The organism is Pseudomonas sp. LBUM1645 (assembly GCF_059716185.1).
The window spans coordinates 5,942,557-5,959,030 of the sequence record NZ_CP166811.1 but is presented as its reverse complement, the minus strand read 5'-3'; the positions used below and the strand labels follow the sequence as shown (position 1 = coordinate 5,959,030).

At 51.9% G+C, this 16,474-nt stretch carries 13 protein-coding genes and 1 pseudogene; 5 read left to right on the top strand and 9 right to left on the bottom strand.

Features of this window, described 5'->3' with window-relative positions:
* Nucleotides 1-16: 16 nt before the first annotated feature.
* The 3 genes from ACA079_RS27070 to ACA079_RS27060 are packed head-to-tail and all read right to left on the bottom strand — an operon-like array spanning nucleotide 17 to nucleotide 4,633.
* Entirely contained in the window at nucleotides 17-493 is a 477-nt protein-coding gene (locus ACA079_RS27070) for a hypothetical protein (RefSeq protein WP_497701557.1), read from the bottom strand.
* Nucleotides 490-2,742: a hypothetical protein gene (locus tag ACA079_RS27065; protein ID WP_497701556.1), complete on the bottom strand. Its 2,253-nt coding sequence runs from the start codon at nucleotides 2,740-2,742 to the stop codon at nucleotides 490-492. The genes ACA079_RS27070 and ACA079_RS27065 overlap by 4 nt, the downstream gene beginning before the upstream one ends.
* Entirely contained in the window at nucleotides 2,735-4,633 is a 1,899-nt protein-coding gene (locus ACA079_RS27060; RefSeq protein WP_497701555.1) for a hypothetical protein, read from the bottom strand. The genes ACA079_RS27065 and ACA079_RS27060 overlap by 8 nt, the downstream gene beginning before the upstream one ends.
* A gap of 81 nt (nucleotides 4,634-4,714) precedes the next feature.
* Here ACA079_RS27060 and ACA079_RS27055 point away from each other — a divergent pair.
* Both ACA079_RS27055 and ACA079_RS27050 read left to right on the top strand, forming a co-directional pair.
* Nucleotides 4,715-4,918: pseudogene (locus tag ACA079_RS27055) on the top strand (MBL fold metallo-hydrolase); the annotation flags it as partial.
* Nucleotides 4,919-5,035: 117 nt separating this feature from the next.
* A complete protein-coding gene (locus ACA079_RS27050) occupies nucleotides 5,036-5,764 on the top strand; it encodes a YiaD family glycine zipper/OmpA-like lipoprotein (protein ID WP_497701554.1) in 729 nt (242 codons plus the stop codon).
* A 265-nt stretch (nucleotides 5,765-6,029) separates the two neighbouring features.
* On the opposite strand, the gene ACA079_RS27045 is transcribed toward ACA079_RS27050, so the two are convergent.
* Nucleotides 6,030-6,464, bottom strand: a complete 435-nt coding sequence (locus ACA079_RS27045; RefSeq protein WP_497621053.1) for a Z-ring associated ZapG family protein — start codon at nucleotides 6,462-6,464, stop codon at nucleotides 6,030-6,032.
* A 144-nt stretch (nucleotides 6,465-6,608) separates the two neighbouring features.
* On the opposite strand from ACA079_RS27045, the gene ACA079_RS27040 reads away from it, so the two are divergent.
* From ACA079_RS27040 to zapE, 3 genes are all read left to right on the top strand, one after another.
* Nucleotides 6,609-7,238, top strand: a complete 630-nt coding sequence (locus ACA079_RS27040; protein WP_497701553.1) for an alpha/beta hydrolase — start codon at nucleotides 6,609-6,611, stop codon at nucleotides 7,236-7,238.
* A 24-nt stretch (nucleotides 7,239-7,262) separates the two neighbouring features.
* Entirely contained in the window at nucleotides 7,263-8,618 is a 1,356-nt protein-coding gene (locus ACA079_RS27035) for a tryptophan--tRNA ligase (RefSeq protein WP_497701552.1), read from the top strand.
* Between the two features lie 90 nt (nucleotides 8,619-8,708).
* The gene (gene zapE, locus ACA079_RS27030) at nucleotides 8,709-9,803 is read left to right on the top strand and encodes a cell division protein ZapE (RefSeq protein WP_046053405.1); all 1,095 of its coding nucleotides are present in this window, start codon (nucleotides 8,709-8,711) and stop codon (nucleotides 9,801-9,803) included.
* 56 nt (nucleotides 9,804-9,859) lie between these two features.
* Here zapE and ACA079_RS27025 read toward each other — a convergent pair whose 3' ends face one another.
* The 5 genes from ACA079_RS27025 to ACA079_RS27005 all read right to left on the bottom strand — a co-directional run bounded on the left by ACA079_RS27025 (nucleotide 9,860) and on the right by ACA079_RS27005 (nucleotide 16,258).
* Entirely contained in the window at nucleotides 9,860-10,840 is a 981-nt protein-coding gene (locus ACA079_RS27025) for an asparaginase (RefSeq protein WP_497701551.1), read from the bottom strand.
* 78 nt (nucleotides 10,841-10,918) lie between these two features.
* Nucleotides 10,919-12,127, bottom strand: a complete 1,209-nt coding sequence (locus ACA079_RS27020; RefSeq protein WP_497701550.1) for a hypothetical protein — start codon at nucleotides 12,125-12,127, stop codon at nucleotides 10,919-10,921.
* Nucleotides 12,128-12,143: 16 nt separating this feature from the next.
* Nucleotides 12,144-13,031, bottom strand: a complete 888-nt coding sequence (locus tag ACA079_RS27015; protein ID WP_497701549.1) for a nitrilase family protein — start codon at nucleotides 13,029-13,031, stop codon at nucleotides 12,144-12,146.
* A gap of 163 nt (nucleotides 13,032-13,194) precedes the next feature.
* Nucleotides 13,195-15,141 carry a flavin monoamine oxidase family protein gene (locus tag ACA079_RS27010; protein WP_497701548.1) on the bottom strand — a complete coding sequence of 649 codons (1,947 nt, stop codon included), beginning with the start codon at nucleotides 15,139-15,141 and terminating at the stop codon, nucleotides 13,195-13,197.
* A 220-nt stretch (nucleotides 15,142-15,361) separates the two neighbouring features.
* Entirely contained in the window at nucleotides 15,362-16,258 is an 897-nt protein-coding gene (locus ACA079_RS27005; protein ID WP_497704385.1) for a GlxA family transcriptional regulator, read from the bottom strand.
* Nucleotides 16,259-16,474 lie beyond the last annotated feature (216 nt).

Below are 16,474 nucleotides of genomic sequence, written 5' to 3'. Positions count from 1 at the left end.
GCATTTTTCCTGTTGGTCAACGTTTTTTTTTCAGCTCATTAATGATGTTTTTGTATTTTATCTCTTGTAGTTCTTGTTCGCTTGTTAGGCGTGTTAATTCTAACTGCTGTAGGGCGGTATGCCTTTCGAGTGTTAGTATGTATTTATTCTGTTGGTCGATTTTTTCTTTGAGTCTAGAAGCTTTTTCTATTTTGTTACTTGGTTGCTTAGATTTTAGGATCAATAAGCTTATGATTTGTTCAATCTCATTACGAAGCTGGGGGTAGCTCCGTAGGGTATCGTTGGCGTTGGTTTTAATTGTTGGGTACAAGAGTTTAAGATCTTGAGTATTTTGGCTCATGTCCCAATGGTTGAATTGTCGTATCGTAGTTGGAAAGTAGTCATATGACACGAGGGGATGCGGATAAATATCTTTAGACCAGTCTCTTAGTATGTCAGTTTTTTTCTGGATGTTGAGCAGTGCTTCTTTTTTGTTGATCTGACCCCGTGTCATAGATGTCTCTCCGTTAGATTGATGTTATGGAACTCAATGATAGATCTTAAATTCATCAGTTCGTTGTTTTTGTTAATCCAGTTAAGACTGTTAGGTTCAAGCTCTCTAAGATCTGCATCAAGATATAATGCGTCCGCTTTCATGTTGGATAAGTGTGCCTCTGATGTGCTAGAAAATGGGCATTTTGCACATAGTGAGGGTGAAGCATTTTCTTTATGGAGAAGGTCATCAGATTTATCCCAGCACTTTGACCGTGAGCGAATTTTGGTACTGCCCGCTAAACATTGTGAGTGACTGAATGGTGATGGAGAGTGTCCGCGGGACTTGAGTTTTTCAGTTATAAATTTGATTTTGTGGTTGTCGTCTAGATTCGCAAATTCTATGCTTTTATTGAATTTTTTAAATATGTGGTTGACGAGTTTTTTGTAGCCTCCGGAGGTCTTTTGGCCGGTAAGGATGCTATATATTATTTCGGAAAGTTTTTCATGGCGGGCGGTTTGGAGATCTTTTAGAATTGCTTCATTATGCGCGGTATGTAGTGTGTCGTATTCATTTATATTCCAGTCGTATACTTTGCTTAATGAGCCAGCCTGTTTTTGCATTATTGGATTTGTAATGTAGATCTGTGTTGTACTCAGTTCTCCGTGTCGAAGTTGCTGCGATAGCGCGGGGAGGTTCGGGTATTCATGTTGATTTATGAAAATGGTGCAGTAAAGCTTTCTGAACATGTGAGGGGAAACCCTAATCGGCATATCTAGCCCAACGAATTCTGATAAGAATCGATATGACTGGCCCTTAGGTGTCGCTTCGAAGTTGTAATAAGATGGGTTTTCGGAAAGCCCTTCCCATGTGAAGTTTTTATATCTAAACAGCGTCAACTCTCTGTTTGCTTTGTTCTTGTCTTTTTCAATTATAGATAAATTGAAAAAAAGTTCTTGAAGACTCTCCAGTGTCGACACGGCGTGTTTTGTCACATCTCCTACATAGAACGGTGCATAACCTTTGATTGTTTTTTCAATGTAAATCATAAGTTCGAAAACTTTCAGGCGTTCATTGTAAGTAGTGCAGGATCCAAAATGAAGTCCGAATTTCTTGTGTATTATTTCATCTTTTCTTCTTGCATTAAAAACTGCAATTAAAATAAAGCAGCAGGTGTAAACATCTCTTGAAATATCGTTTAAGGTAGATAGTTGACTGATTTTATGAAGCTTATAGATGTTTCCAGTTTTTTCGTCAAAACCACATGCATTCGCTATTGAGGAGATTTTTTTATAAAATTGGCGCCTATCAGCGTTTGTAGGATTTTTATAGTTTTCTAATTCTCCAGCTGCGTACCTCAAAATATCGATTGCTATGGATGCGTTCTCATATAAGAAAAATAGAGATGACTCCAGAATCATTCCAGCGCTAGCACCATCTATGTTTCTAGTATGACCCGGTGCCGCAGTTATTTTTTTGCTAAGGCGTACATAATCTGGAAAGGGAGGTATGCCAGAGCCAGAAAGTTCGTTGGCATAAGTAAGATAGTTTATGGCTTCAAGAGTTGATTTAAGCATGCTGTATTTCATGCCTAAATTTGTTGGGTTGTCTTTTTTTATATATTGGTTTGAGTTGATCCAACCTTTTTCTAATTGAAAGTTTTTCAGCATGTTGAAATAGATTGTTACCTCTCTGCCATTTATATTTGTGTGTATCGCTTCTTGAAAGGCACGACTGTTTACACTTGTCACATCGTTGGTTGAACGAAATATGGGATGGCTTTGGTCGTTTGCAGAGTCTAAGTGGTTTATTAGTCGATCTTCAATTTGGAGTGCCAGGTGCCAGCCTCCGTCGGCCAATAGGTGTGGCAACTCATCGCTGAATCTCTTTGGTATCTGGCCGAGGTCGTACATGTCGTTTAACCAAGCATATTCTATGTATTTCACGATCGATCTAAATAACATGAATATTCTATTTACTTTTGATTTTGAGTCTGTTGATGCACGTACTGCAAAATTAATTGCTTCAATTGCAGTAATTATCAAATGTGGCACATCAATGAGTTTCATTCCCTCGGGATAGACAGTGTTTTCAGGTAACCAAAACTGGTGTAGAGTGATTTCTTTAAATTGAGACTCATCAGATCTTGCAGCATGATCTCTCACTCCGAGAATTCCTGAATTCGCAAGTCGAATATCGGGGTGAGGCGGTCGCTCAATGAAGTGATTGATAACTTCGATTGGTAGCGATGTATCTTTTTGGTTACTCATCTTTGAGCGCTCGCACTATTTTTTTTAGAATGTGTCCATATGCAGTTGTGATAATGAAGTCATGCAGTAACGTGTTGAATAACATTGCAGGGGCTATTATGAGTTTGAAGTTGTCAGGGTTTTGAGCGTGTAATCGTTTCCAGTTGCTTGAGTAGTAGTGATGTTGCCTGGCTATCTCAATAAGGCGATCTTGGGTGATAATGATTAGCCTGTTTTTACAGCCGTCACCTTGATGGCATTTCTGGGCTGAACATATGAAATTATCCTCAGGATTTTGAATGTCTGGGGGCTGTTGAGGATTGATGCAGGACGCACCATCTCCTATTGGTGTTAGTTTAAAGTGAGAGTTTTCGTCTAGTTTTTTTTCTTTCCCCATGTTGAAAATAATTTTGTTTTCTAGTTTTTGTTGGAAGTCTAAATTTATTGAAGAATTAATGTTGTATGAGAAAACCTGGTCTAAGTAACCTGCCGTTGTATTTATACTTTTGTGACCTGCAGCTCGTCTAGTATCTTCTATGTCTCTTGTTTGATATTGCCGAATATTCATTACTTGAGTTCTGATTTGCTCCGCCGAGAAGTGAAATAGATTGTGTCGGGCTATAAATTTTATTGATATGTGGTGTAATGCAGTTGTTTGATGCACGTAAGGTTGGCTATTGTTTGTCCAAGAAAACCATAAGCGCTTATCACTCTCCTTGATAAATCCAAGTTTAATTAGCTGTTTTCTATTCCATAATAACAAGTTTATTGATTCTATTAATTTGGTTTCTTTTTTGTCAACGAAACTAAATGGAGTTTCTTCGTCAGTTTTATCTTTGAATCCCTGTAGCTCAAAACCATCGCTTTGGGCAGTTATGCCTTCAGTTGTTAAATTAAGTAAGGAGTTTACATTCCAGCCTGTATGACAAAGTAAAGTGAGCATAATCGCTTGGAGTTCAATAAGTGATAGTCGCTCCGGCAAGCCATATATGTGCTTTTTAACAAGGTGGTCTGGTATAGTTATTCCAGCTGATATTAGTAACTCCTTTGCTCTATATTTTATGTGGGGTAATGCCCCTGCATGGTGCAATTTATGATTTTCAATAAAGTTTAAATAGCATGATAGTAGTTCTATGGCTGGGATTTTATCAAAATTCTTGATGTCTGATTTTGTTGTGAATCGCTGCTTCGAATGTTTTGCTATAAGTAATTGGTGGCGACTATCGTATGGGGTTGCTTTTATTGTGTTTAGCGTCTCACGAATATTTTTATAGATATTTAAATCAGTTGCGCATGCGTCTGTAATTTTTTTAAGGTCGTTTTGTAGTTTTGAGAGGGAAGATGATATTAGTTCGTCGTAGTTCCCAAATGGTGTTGCTCCAAGAGGGTGCGTGTCATTTGACTGAAGGCCTTCGTTACTTTCTCCATTCAGCACTCTCCTCGTAACATTTTTTCTTGGGAGTGATGATTTATGACGGACAGACTGTTTTGTAATTCGATTGTTTTCATTCGTTGCTAGATATTCGAAAACAAAAGACCTAAATACACTCCCGGTTTTATTGCGTGAAGCTATTCCGTGTTGAGAAGGAGTGCTTAGTAAGCTGTCTAAGCATTCAAAAATGAAGCGTATATTGTGTTCCCCAATTTGTAGGCGATTTAAGCTGCAGTGGTGAATTGCATCTTTGCTTTCTGAGAGCAGCTTTAGTGCTTTGTCGATTCTATATAAAGTGTCATTTCTTATATCTGTTTTGTACGAATACTCTGCGAGGTTAATTAATGCTTCAGCAACCCACGAGTTAGGGGAGACCTTACTATCTCCAGCTTTCAATGAAAAAATACGAACTTTTTCGCGACCAAGATATCGGGCCACCGTTCGAAAATTAATGGTCAGGTTGTCGCTTTGCTTGAGCAATGTGTACCCCTCGTGGCAAACGCAAAGTAGGCGGGTGGCTTCCTACCCTGCTCAATCTGTCATCCTATATTGCCATGTGAGGCCAAGCTGCTGATTGCCGGTGACACTTTGTTTCGTCGCGGGGTAGGGCGCACGGATTTGTGGGGTGGCGATCAGGCGACCATCGTGCGGTCGATCAAGCAGCGGCTGTACACCCTCGATGAAGAAGCGACGGTGGTAACCGGGCATGGTCCGGACACGCGTCTGGGCGATGAAATGCGCGAGAACCCTTTTGTGCGGGCCTGATTTCTGCAGTTGGGAAGACGTACCGCGGAATTTTTTTCATCCCGCATGATCCAACGCCCGCAAAGGTTTAATGCCTTAGTCCGTTGCACCACAGAATGCAAAAAGTAGGAGCTCTTCATGTTCACCAAGCAGCGTTTGATTATTGTCGCTACGGCTGTGGCCTTGCTGTCTGGCTGCGCCACGCCTAACCCTTACGACAACCAGGGCCAGGCCGACGGTGGTTCCACGGGCATGAGCAAAACCGCTAAATACGGCGGCCTCGGCGCTCTGGCCGGTGCTTTGGCCGGTGCCGCCATCGGTCACGATAACCGTGGCAAGGGCGCGCTGATTGGCGCTGCGGTGGTGGGTGCTTCCGCTGCCGGTTACGGTTATTACGCCGACCAGCAAGAGAAAAAGCTGCGCGCCAGCATGGCCAACACCGGGGTGGAAGTGCAGCGCCAGGGTGATCAGATCAAACTGATCATGCCGGGTAACATCACCTTCGCCACCGATTCGGCGAACATCGCGTCGGGTTTCTATCAGCCGTTGAACAATCTGGCGGGCTCGCTCAAGGAGTTCAGCCAGAACCAGATCGAGATCGTCGGCTACACCGACAGCACCGGCAGCCGCCAGCACAACATGGACCTGTCCCAGCGTCGCGCCCAGAGCGTGGCGACTTACCTGACGTCTCAGGGCGTGAGCGGTGCCAACCTGTCGGCTCGTGGTGCCGGGCCGGATAACCCGATTGCCAGCAATGGTGACGTCAATGGCCGGGCGCAGAACCGCCGGGTCGAGGTCAACCTGAAAGCGATTCCGGGTCAGCAGTATGGTGGTCAGCAGCAGGGTACGGTTCAGCAGTATCCTTGATCGCCTGATTGAACCCCAGGCATAAAAAAACCGCTCGATCCTCTGCAGATCGGGCGGTTTTTTTGTGTCGCCAGTTCTGGCCCCATCGCGAGCAAGCTCGCTCCCACAGTGTTCTGTGTCGATCACAAGAAAGTGGCAATACACAAATCCCTGTGGGAGCGAGCTTGCTCGCGATGGGGCCAGAGCAGACAACCAAACAATCAGCAACAAAAAAGCCCCCGGACAATCACTCATCCGGAGGCTTTTTGTATCGCGCGAAACCTGATTACTTCTTCAGGCCGTAATGCTCATCGAGCATGCCCGGCGCGTTCGGGGCTTTGGGGGCGTAGTCGCGAGGCGGCTCCTGATTGCGCGGTGGCGTCAGGCGTTCCCGTGGAGCCTGCGCCGCATCGGCGTGCAGGGCGGCCAGCAAGCGTTGACGGGTCTGCTCGTCCAGGGCCAGGCGGTTGGCACCCTCGGCGAGATGATCCTGCACTTCCTGATAGCTCGCAGTCAGTTTCTTGACCAGGGTGGCAGTGCTGTTGAAGTGGGTGACCACCTCGTTCTGATAACTGTCGAAACGTTCCTGAACGTCATCCAGCTGACGTTGCGTGCTGCTAGGCGCAGCATTTGGCACCAGGCGAGCGATCAGGAAACCAATGGCGACACCCACAACCAGGGCAAGAGTCGGCAACAACCAAACTAAGAGCGAGTGTTCCACGAGTCCTTCCTCTATAAACGGCTTTGCTTTACGTTAACGGCTCGAACCTGCGCTGTATACCGCGATTCACTCGCAATAGATTGGCACAGACAATTTGCTAGACGAGTCGACCCGATTCGAGGTCACGGAGTTCCTTCCTTGCTTATGCGCGAAACCCCTGTAGTGATTGATGGCCCGGTCGGCCAACTGGAAGCCCTTTACCTTGATAGCGAGCAGCCCCGCGGCCTGGCGCTGATCTGCCACCCAAACCCGGTGCAGGGCGGCACCATGCTCAACAAAGTCGTCTCGACCTTGCAGCGCACTGCGCGTGACGCCGGTTTGATTACTTTGCGTTTCAACTACCGTGGCGTCGGTGCCAGTGAAGGCGCGCACGACATGGGCACGGGCGAAGTCGACGATGCTCAAGCGGTCGCCGAATGGCTACGAGCCAAACACCCCGAGTTGCCGCTGACGCTGTTCGGATTCTCCTTCGGCGGTTTTGTTGCAGCAAGTCTCGGCGGACGCCTGGACGCGAAGGGGGAACAGCTGAAACATTTGTTCATGGTCGCGCCTGCGGTGATGCGTCTCGGCGATCAGGATCAACTGCCGCAACACGGCGAGCTGACCCTGATTCAGCCAGAAACCGACGAAGTCATTGATCCGCAGCTCGTTTACGAATGGTCCGACAAGCTCGAACGCCCCCATGAGCTGCTGAAAGTGGCAGAATGCGGACACTTTTTTCATGGCAAGCTGACCGATCTCAAGGATCTGATCCTGCCGCGTCTTTCGAATTGATTGCAGTCTGACAAGCGATTACCCATGACGACTCGTACCCGTATCCTCACCGGCATCACCACCACTGGCACGCCGCACCTGGGCAACTACGCCGGCGCCATCCGCCCGGCGATCCTTGCCAGCCGTGACAGCAATGCCGATTCGTTCTACTTCCTGGCCGACTACCACGCCTTGATCAAATGCGATGACCCGCTGCGCATCCAGCGCTCGCGTCTGGAAATCGCCGCGACCTGGCTGGCCGGTGGCTTGGATGTAGACCGCGTAACCTTCTATCGCCAGTCCGACATCCCGGAAATCCCCGAGCTGACCTGGCTGCTGACCTGCGTTGCCGCCAAGGGCCTGCTCAACCGCGCCCATGCCTACAAGGCTTCGGTGGACAAGAATGTCGAAACCGGCGAAGACCCGGACGCCGGCATCACCATGGGCTTGTACAGCTACCCGGTGCTGATGGCCGCGGACATTCTGATGTTCAACGCCCACAAGGTGCCGGTCGGCCGTGACCAGATTCAGCATGTGGAAATGGCCCGTGACATCGGCCAGCGCTTCAACCATCTGTTCGGTCAGGGCAAAGAATTTTTCACCATGCCTGAGGCGCTGATCGAAGAAAGCGTCGCCACGCTGCCGGGTCTCGACGGTCGCAAGATGTCGAAGAGCTACGACAACACCATTCCATTGTTCAGCAGCGCCAAGGAAATGAAGGACGCGATTTCGCGGATCGTTACCGACTCCCGTGCTCCGGGCGAGGCGAAAGATCCGGATAACTCGCACCTGTTCACCTTGTTCCAGGCTTTCGCTACCCCGGCGCAGTCCGACGAGTTCCGCAGCGAACTGTTGCAGGGCCTGGGTTGGGGGGAGGCGAAGAATCGTCTGTTCCAGTTGCTGGACAACGAATTGGGCGAGTCCCGCGAGCGTTATAACCTGTTGATCGAACGCCCGGCAGACCTGGAAGACATCCTGCAGATCGGCGCCAAAAAGGCTCGTTCGGTGGCGACACCGTTCCTTCACGAACTGCGTGAAGCGGTTGGTCTGCGTTCTTTCGTCGCTCAGGCCCAGGTCGCGACCACCACCAAGAAGAAAGCCGCGAAAGCCGCGCGTTTTGTCAGTTTCCGCGAAGAAGACAGCAGCTTCCGTTTCCGTCTGCTGGCGGCCGATGGCGAGCAGCTGCTGTTGTCGCGCAACTTCGCCGACGGCAAAACCGCAGGTCAAGTGACCAAGCAGTTGCAATCGGGTCAGCCGTTGGATGTGCGCAGTGAAGACCGCAGTTTCAGCGTCTGGCTGGAAGGCGAGTGCGTGGGCGACAGCCCGACATTTGCTGACAACGCCGCTCGCGACGTCGCCATCGACGCCCTGCGGGTTGCCCTGACGCCGGTTCAGGAATAATCAACGGCTCGGTCCGACCAAGGGCTGATTGCCATTCCCCCGGGCCGTCGCTACAGTGACGGCCCGTTTTTGTTGCCTTGCTAACGAATTATGACGCCCCTAGAACGATATCAAGCTGATCTGAAACGCCCGGAATTCTTCCATGACGCCGCGCAAGAAACTGCGGTGCGCCATTTGCAGCGCCTGTACGACGATCTGGTCGCGGCCTCGCACAGCAAACCGGGTCTGTTCGGCAAACTGTTTGGCAAGAAAGACGCGGCACCGGTCAAGGGTCTGTATTTCTGGGGCGGCGTCGGCCGTGGCAAGACCTATCTGGTCGACACCTTCTTCGAAGCGCTGCCGTTCAAGGAAAAGGTCCGCACTCACTTCCACCGCTTCATGAAGCGCGTGCACGAAGAGATGAAGACCCTCGGCGGCGAGAAAAACCCGCTGACCATCATTGCCAAGCGCTTCTCCGACGAAGCCCGGGTGATTTGTTTCGATGAATTCTTCGTGTCCGACATCACCGACGCGATGATCCTCGGCACGCTGATGGAAGAGCTGTTCAAGAACGGCGTGACCCTGGTCGCGACCTCGAACATCGTGCCGGACGGTCTGTACAAGGACGGCCTGCAGCGTGCGCGCTTCCTGCCGGCGATTGCGCTGATCAAGCAGAACACCGAGATCGTCAACGTCGACAGCGGCGTCGATTATCGTCTGCGTCACCTTGAGCAAGCGGAGCTGTTCCACTTCCCGCTGGATGAAGCGTCCCACGAAAGCCTGCGCAAGAGCTTCCGCGCCCTGACTCCGGAATGCACGGCGGCCATCGAAAACGACGTGCTGATGATCGAGAACCGCGAAATCCGTGCCTTGCGCACCTGCGATGACGTGGCCTGGTTCGACTTCCGCGAACTCTGCGACGGCCCGCGCAGCCAGAACGATTACATCGAACTGGGCAAGATCTTCCACGCCGTGTTGCTCAGCGGTGTCGAGCAGATGAGCGTCACCACCGACGACATCGCCCGACGCTTTATCAACATGGTCGACGAGTTCTACGACCGCAACGTGAAGCTGATCATATCCGCTGAAGTCGAGCTCAAAGACCTCTATACCGGTGGTCGCCTGAACTTCGAATTCCAGCGCACCCTGAGTCGCCTGCTGGAAATGCAGTCTCACGAATTCCTGTCCCGGGCGCATAAGCCGTAGGAAATTTCGGATAATAAAAAAGGCCTGCATTGCAGGCCTTTTTTGTGCGCTGTGTGTCAGTTTTGAACGAGAAAGCGCGCCAGTTCATCTTGCCGCTGACAGCCGACGAGCAGCCACAGCAGGATTCGGGCTTTGCGTGGACAGAGAAATCCAGCCATCGATGCACCTTTACTGATCAGGTCCATCTCGCTGCCAATAAATCCGTAGGTCGATTGAGCCGTGGAGCCGGAACCTGTCCGGGTGGCAACGATGACAGGGATCTTTCTGGCGATGGTTTCGATTACATCCGCCCAGCTCGCGCCGACGTGTCCTGCACCGAAACCCGCAATCACCAGCCCGTCGTAACCCAGTTCGAGGATGTTCTCGATTAACAGGGTATCGGCGCAAAGCGACGCTTCCAGCAGGGCAATCTTCTGTGTGGTCAGTTGTGGCAACGGTAAGACCCTGCGCCGGACTGGCTGGCGCAGATAGTTGACGGTGTTTTCCATCAGCATGCCGGCAGGACCAACGATGGGGGAGGAAAACGCCTGCAATGCCAATGAGTCGGTTTTGCGGACGGCGTTCGCTGAATGGATCTGTCCGTTCATCACCACGTGAACGCCTCGTTGACGGCTGCTTTCAGCCAGTGCGACCCGGCAAGCATCCAGCAGATTGGCCGGACCATCGGCCCCTGCCTGGGCTGCCGAACGCATGGCGCCGGTCAGGACCAACGGCTCGTCGTTGTCCCACAAGTAGTCAAAAAATGTGGCGGTTTCCTCTAGGGTGTCCGTGCCTTGAGTGATGACAACACCCACCGCACCTTGCCTGATTTGAACATTTGCCCAGGAAAGGACGCTCAACAAAAAGTCGAAATCCAGTGAGGCACTGGGCAACAGTCCGAGCGTTTCTACGGTGACCCGTGCCAAGGTCGCCAACTCTGGCACCGAGGCCAGCAGGGTTTCGCCGCTGATGGTCGGGATTACCCCTTCTCCGGTGCTCCTGGCTTGCATGCTCACGGTGCCGCCGAGCGCCGCAATGGCCAGTTTGGGCAGGTCCATGTGATACCTCATTAGCTGGTGATGAGAGGTGGCTGTATCCGGATTTGAGTCCGTGATACAGCCCAGTCGCGACGTTCGTCAGCTGGCTATCAGCAGTCCGACAAACGGAATGATCAGCAACGTACTGATGGCCATGGCCAGTACATTACCGATGAAACCGTGCATGTCGGCCGGCAACCGCTTGGCAATCGCGCACGCCAGCGGTGGCGCAATCAGTGCCCCGAGCAGTGCGCTTGAGGCGATAACCTGCCAGCTGCCACCGTACGTCAGAACAGCCGCGGGCACGACTGACACCAATGGAACATAGGTGGGGTACCAGCCGCGCAATATCCATTGTCGACGCCAGATCACTACCCCTAACGCCGAGGTCAGCGCCTGCGCCGCGATCAGTTGGGGGAGCAAGCCTGTGCCATACACCGGACTCGTCGGGTTCAAGGTGTAAGCCAGCAAGGCGCCTGCGATCAAGCCGAGACTGGCCCATTCATTGCCAAAGAACGGCGCTTCCGAAAAGTCGGCCAACACCCGGCGCAGGCTCCACACGACGCCATAGTCCGGCGTTTTGGTGATGACGGGTGCGGTCACAGGGGCGGACGGCTTCTTGAGTGGGTCGGACTTCACCAGGCTCGGCAGGTAACGGCAGAGCAGAAAAGCGCCGACGCTGGCGACCGCCATACCCGAGACATTGCCAATCACGGCTGGTAATCCGAGGGGATTGCAGACGTAATTGACGATCAGCAAGCACATCGGGGTGACGAACAGGGCGCCCATGATTGCGCCATTGATCGTGACCTTCCAGCCGCCGCCAAACATCAGCACCATCGCCGCCGGCAATGAAACAAAGGCGGCAAACGTAGGTTGCCAACTGGTGGCCGTGACCGTCCAGCCCCACAGCAGGTTACTCAGCAACAGCCCAAGCAACGAGCTGGTGACGAGCCACGGCCATAATCCGCTGCCGTAGCAAATGGTAAAACCTTGCCAGGCTTTTCCCGTTCGATTCGCCCAGTAGGCCAGATAGGCGCCTGCAAGCAGCCCGATCGAAGCGAACTCATGTTTGTAGAACGCCACCTCGCTGATGTCTCCCAGGACCCAACGCAGCCAGGCACTCGGTTCCGGGAGGCTCGATACCATGTGACTGTAGTCTGGCCAATGGGCTGACCAGGATGTCCGGTAGGTGAATGAAAGCCAGATGATCAACAATACCGTGCCGAGCATCAGCCAGATGATCGCCGTATCCAGCGGCGACCTGGCGGCAAGCCGTTTTTGCGGTTTTTCGTTTGTGGTTTCCATCAGTCATGCCCCCTTATCAGCGCGGCAGACAAGGGTGCTGGGTGTAACCGAGCATCTGATCGTAGAGATCGGCTCGACGATCGCGATGCAAATCGTTCAAGTTGTTCCAGATCGGCGCGCTGCGCGAGCTGGTCAGGTCGATGTCGGCAAACAGGATCTCCTGCTTGTCCGCTGAAGCCACCTGGCCAATCGGCCAACCGTTGGTGCCCGCAATCAGCGAACAACCCAGGTAACGTGCACCTCGCTCTTCGCCGATCCGGCTCGCCGCCGCAATAAACACATTGTTGACGTGAGCCGCCGTCATCGTCAGGTACGACGCCATGCACTTGCCGGCGTCATCGAACAAAGGCGGCGGGGTCCAGACCCAGTTATTCAGGCTGCAAATGATGTCCGCGCCTTGCTGGCTCAGAATTCGCGGCACTTCGGGGAACCAGATGTCCCAGCAGATCAGCAAACCGATTCGACCGATCGGTGTATCGAAAACCGGAAAACCCAGATCGCCTGGCGTGAACCACAGCTTTTCAAGATTCCACAAATGAGCTTTTCGATACTTGCCGATAAAACCTTCAGGTCCGACCAGAACACCGGTGTTGAACAGTCGCATGCCGTCGCGTTCGGTCAAACCAGCCACCAAGTAGATCTTGTGCTGACGGGCGAATTCCATCCAGCTTTGCACGCTTGTGCCGTCAGGGATGATTTCCGAGTGATCAAACGCATCCTGCCGATTGCTGAAGAAATATCCGGTGTTCGAGAGCTCAGGCAGGACGATGAGATTCGCTCCGCCGTTTACAGCTTCCAGCGCCAATTGCAGGCTGCGATGCAGATTCCCTTCACGATTTTCCACGCCGACCTGTGGGTCGAATTGCACGACTGCTACACGAACAGGGCTTGTTGGCTCATTCATTGTTGATGACCTCTTTTTATTGTTTTTCACGCTGTCGAATTGCGCGTTTATAAGAGGTGAATCAGCAGATCGGCGTAAGTCAGCCACTTCCGTTTAGGTTGTAGTCCGAATCCCAAATAGAGCCAACGCAGGTCGTGCGAGGTCCCTGGGTGTGTGGAGATGATCAGGTTTTGACGTAGTAGTGCGGATAGTCTTTCATCGAAAAACCGCCATTGAAGGTCGCAGCGGTTTTGTTGCAGATATGAATGACCGCATCGACAGCACCGCGAAAGCAAGGCTCCGTCCAGCCGGCATCAACTGAAAATGATTCGCCAGACAAATACATGCCTGAAGCATGCGCGAAGTCTCTGTTGTATTTCATCAGTCCTACGGCGTCATAGTAGGCGCCGGGCCGGTACAGCTTTGCACAGCCCAAAGCATTTTTATCGGTCATCCAGCGTTGGACCACGGCTTGATCAAGCCCGATGTAGGGAGAGATTTTTTCCTGGATGTTGGCGGCGTTCATAAGGATCCGGTCCAGTTCTTTGGCGCATTTGCTCACCAGTTCCTTGTCGGTAAATGTGGCCAGCTTGGTGGCGTCATCCTCCCATGTGTAACTCAAAAGGATGCAGTCATAGCTGTAGGTATCGTTGTAGCGGTAGGTATAAACGTCATGGATAAAACTGTCGGTGACGATGGCTTGCGGAATTTTTCTGTTTTTCGAAAGAAAGGATTTTTTTAACGGTGCGAAGACTTTGCAACTGGATTCCCAGTGCGCGGTTTTATAGGCATTGATCGTCTCGAACGGCAGCATCTGTGGCGTGAAGTTTTCAAGCTTGATTCGAGTTTCGATCAGCCAGGAGGGAAGGGTCATGATGACCGAGTCAAAGTCATCGTAGTGCTCCTGGATTTGCTCGGGTTGGCTATGTTTCGAGTGGTAGTAGACGCGTGTTTTCTGGTTGGTCAGTTTTTTAAGTTTTGTAACGGATGAGTCCGTGAGCAAACCGTTGTTTCTTTCCTGGCAGTGTTCGTAGAAGGACTTTCCGGTTTCGTCGGTTTTCATGAACAGCAGGCATTCGTCCAACGCTGCAAGACCGATGTAGCGGGGCCTGTCGAAACTCCGCCCCGTCGAGTCAAAAACGGCTTCGCTGTGCAGATAGGGTGAATCTAGCGGATCGCCCGTTGAGTCTACCCGCCCCTGGATCAGTTGCAGCTGGCTGTTGAACCCAAAAATGGCCGTACGCAGCGGATAAAGAGAGCACACATCGTAAAAGGCACCCCAGCTACCGTCACCGATGCCAATGGCATAGAAGATCGCGGACTCCTCCGCGGACATTCCCATTCCGCCAAAGTCCCCCGGTGAGCGTTCATCCCAAGCCTGCAGGGCGGACATGCTGACCAGATCGCGAAACGAAACGCTCTCGTATTTTTCGACGATAGCGGTCCACATGGCTTCCCATTCCTGACTGGCGTAAACCTCTGCGACGTGCCGGGTCATCCGATCGGCAAAGGCCTTCCACTTTGCATAAACCTTTTGCAGTTCTTCACCGGGAGGTGGTGTCTGGCCATCTTCATTTTTCCAGATCAGCATCTGCGGAGTCGGTCCGCCGCCCATGCTGCCCTCTCGCAAATAGATTCCGGTCGAAGTGACCCATTGGCTTCCGGGATTGGCAAAATCTGAAAACGCCAGTTCGAACGCCTTCGCGTAGTAAGCCATCAGAGACCGGCCCTCTGTCGGTGACTCGTCCGCCTGGTTGAAGAAGGGCATGCGCATGGCCCCCATTTCAAACGGTGTATGACTCATCGCCGAGTTCGGGCTTCCAGGGACAGTCAGGTGTCTGCCGCCTATGCGTCTGGATTGTTCTATGAGGGTGATATGGGTGAACCCGCAACGATAAAGTTCTCTGGCGGCAGTCAGTCCGGTGACACCGGCGCCAATAATGCAGATTTTATGTTGCGGGTCAGTTGCCTTGGCGATGCCGTTTTCCTGTTCAACCAGTGCCCGATAGTCGAAGCACAAGTCTGGTGGATTTGGAAAGCGAGTCGCCCATTTGCTTTTAGCCGAGCGCTTGGTTCGAACGGCTTCCCTGGCTACGAATGACGGGTAGTTGTAGCTTGATCCGATGGTCACTGTTGATCTTCCCTGATGTTATTTTCAGGGAACGATGTTGAAGTTTTTAAGGGGCGGTGTATGTGAGCAGAATCGAGTGCTCTGGCACTCTGTGTTCCGCTTTATGCGTAGGAAAGTGCATAGCGAAAGAAACTGCGTGGCCGGCCTTTTTGTACGCGCAAGATTCAATGTGGGAGCGAGCAGGTTCGCTCCCACATTGGGTTTGTGTTGGTACTGAGGTTTATGCAGCTTGCTGAAACTGCTGCCGGTACTGGTTCGGCGACAACTCCGTGTGCTGACGGAACAACCGCGCGAAGAAACTCGCATCGTCGTAACCGACTTCGTAACTGATGGTCTTGATGCTCTTGCGGCTGCCGGACAGCAGGCCCTTGGCGGTTTCGATGCGCAGTCGTTGCAGGTAATGCAGTGGCTTGTCGCCGGTGGCGGTCTGGAAGCGCCGCATGAAATTGCGGATGCTCATGCCGTGTTCGCGAGCGACGTCTTCGAAGCGGAATTTGTCGGCGAAGTGTTCTTCGAGCCAGTGCTGGATCTGCAGGATGATCACATCCTGGTGCAGCTTCTGACCGCCGAAACCGATCCGTCCTGGCGAGTAGCTGCGCTGCACTTCATAAAGAATGTCCCGTGCCACGGCCTGGGACACGTTGGCGCCGCAGAAGCGTTCGATCAGGTAAATGTAAAGGTCGCAGGCCGACGTGGTGCCGCCAGCGCAATACAGGTTGTCGGCATCGGTCAGGTGCTTGTCCTGATTGAGCTGAACCCGTGGGAAGCGTTCGGCAAACGCATTAAAGAAACGCCAGTAAGTGGTCGCTTCCTTGCCATCGAGCAGCCCGGACTCGGCCAGCCAGAACACCCCGGTGGCTTCGCCGCAGAGCACTGCGCCGCGAGCATGTTGCTGACGCAGCCAGGGCAGGACCTGTGGATAACGTTGGCAAAGGGTGTCGAAATCGTCCCAGAACGCTGGAAGGACAATGATGTCGGCGTTTTCCAGGCCGCCGTCCACCGGGATGATTACATCGCTGAAGCTGTTCACCGGTTTGCCGTCGGGGCTGACCAGGCGGGTTTCGAACGCCGGAGTCAGGCCTTGGCCCAGTTGTTTGCCGTAACGCAGGCTGGCCAGGTGGAAGAAATCCTTGGCTTGCATGAGGGTGGAAGCGAAAACCCGGTCGATAGCCAGGATGCTGACGCGCCGCAAGGGCGTGGAGACTTGGTTAGACATAATTCAACTTTATTCTTATAGGGGAAAGTGGTCACCAGACGGCTGGATCGTCTTATTTTTTGTCTGATGTGTCCAGTGTCCTGTATCGGATGCGAGGCATAGTCTCTGAAGGTCAAT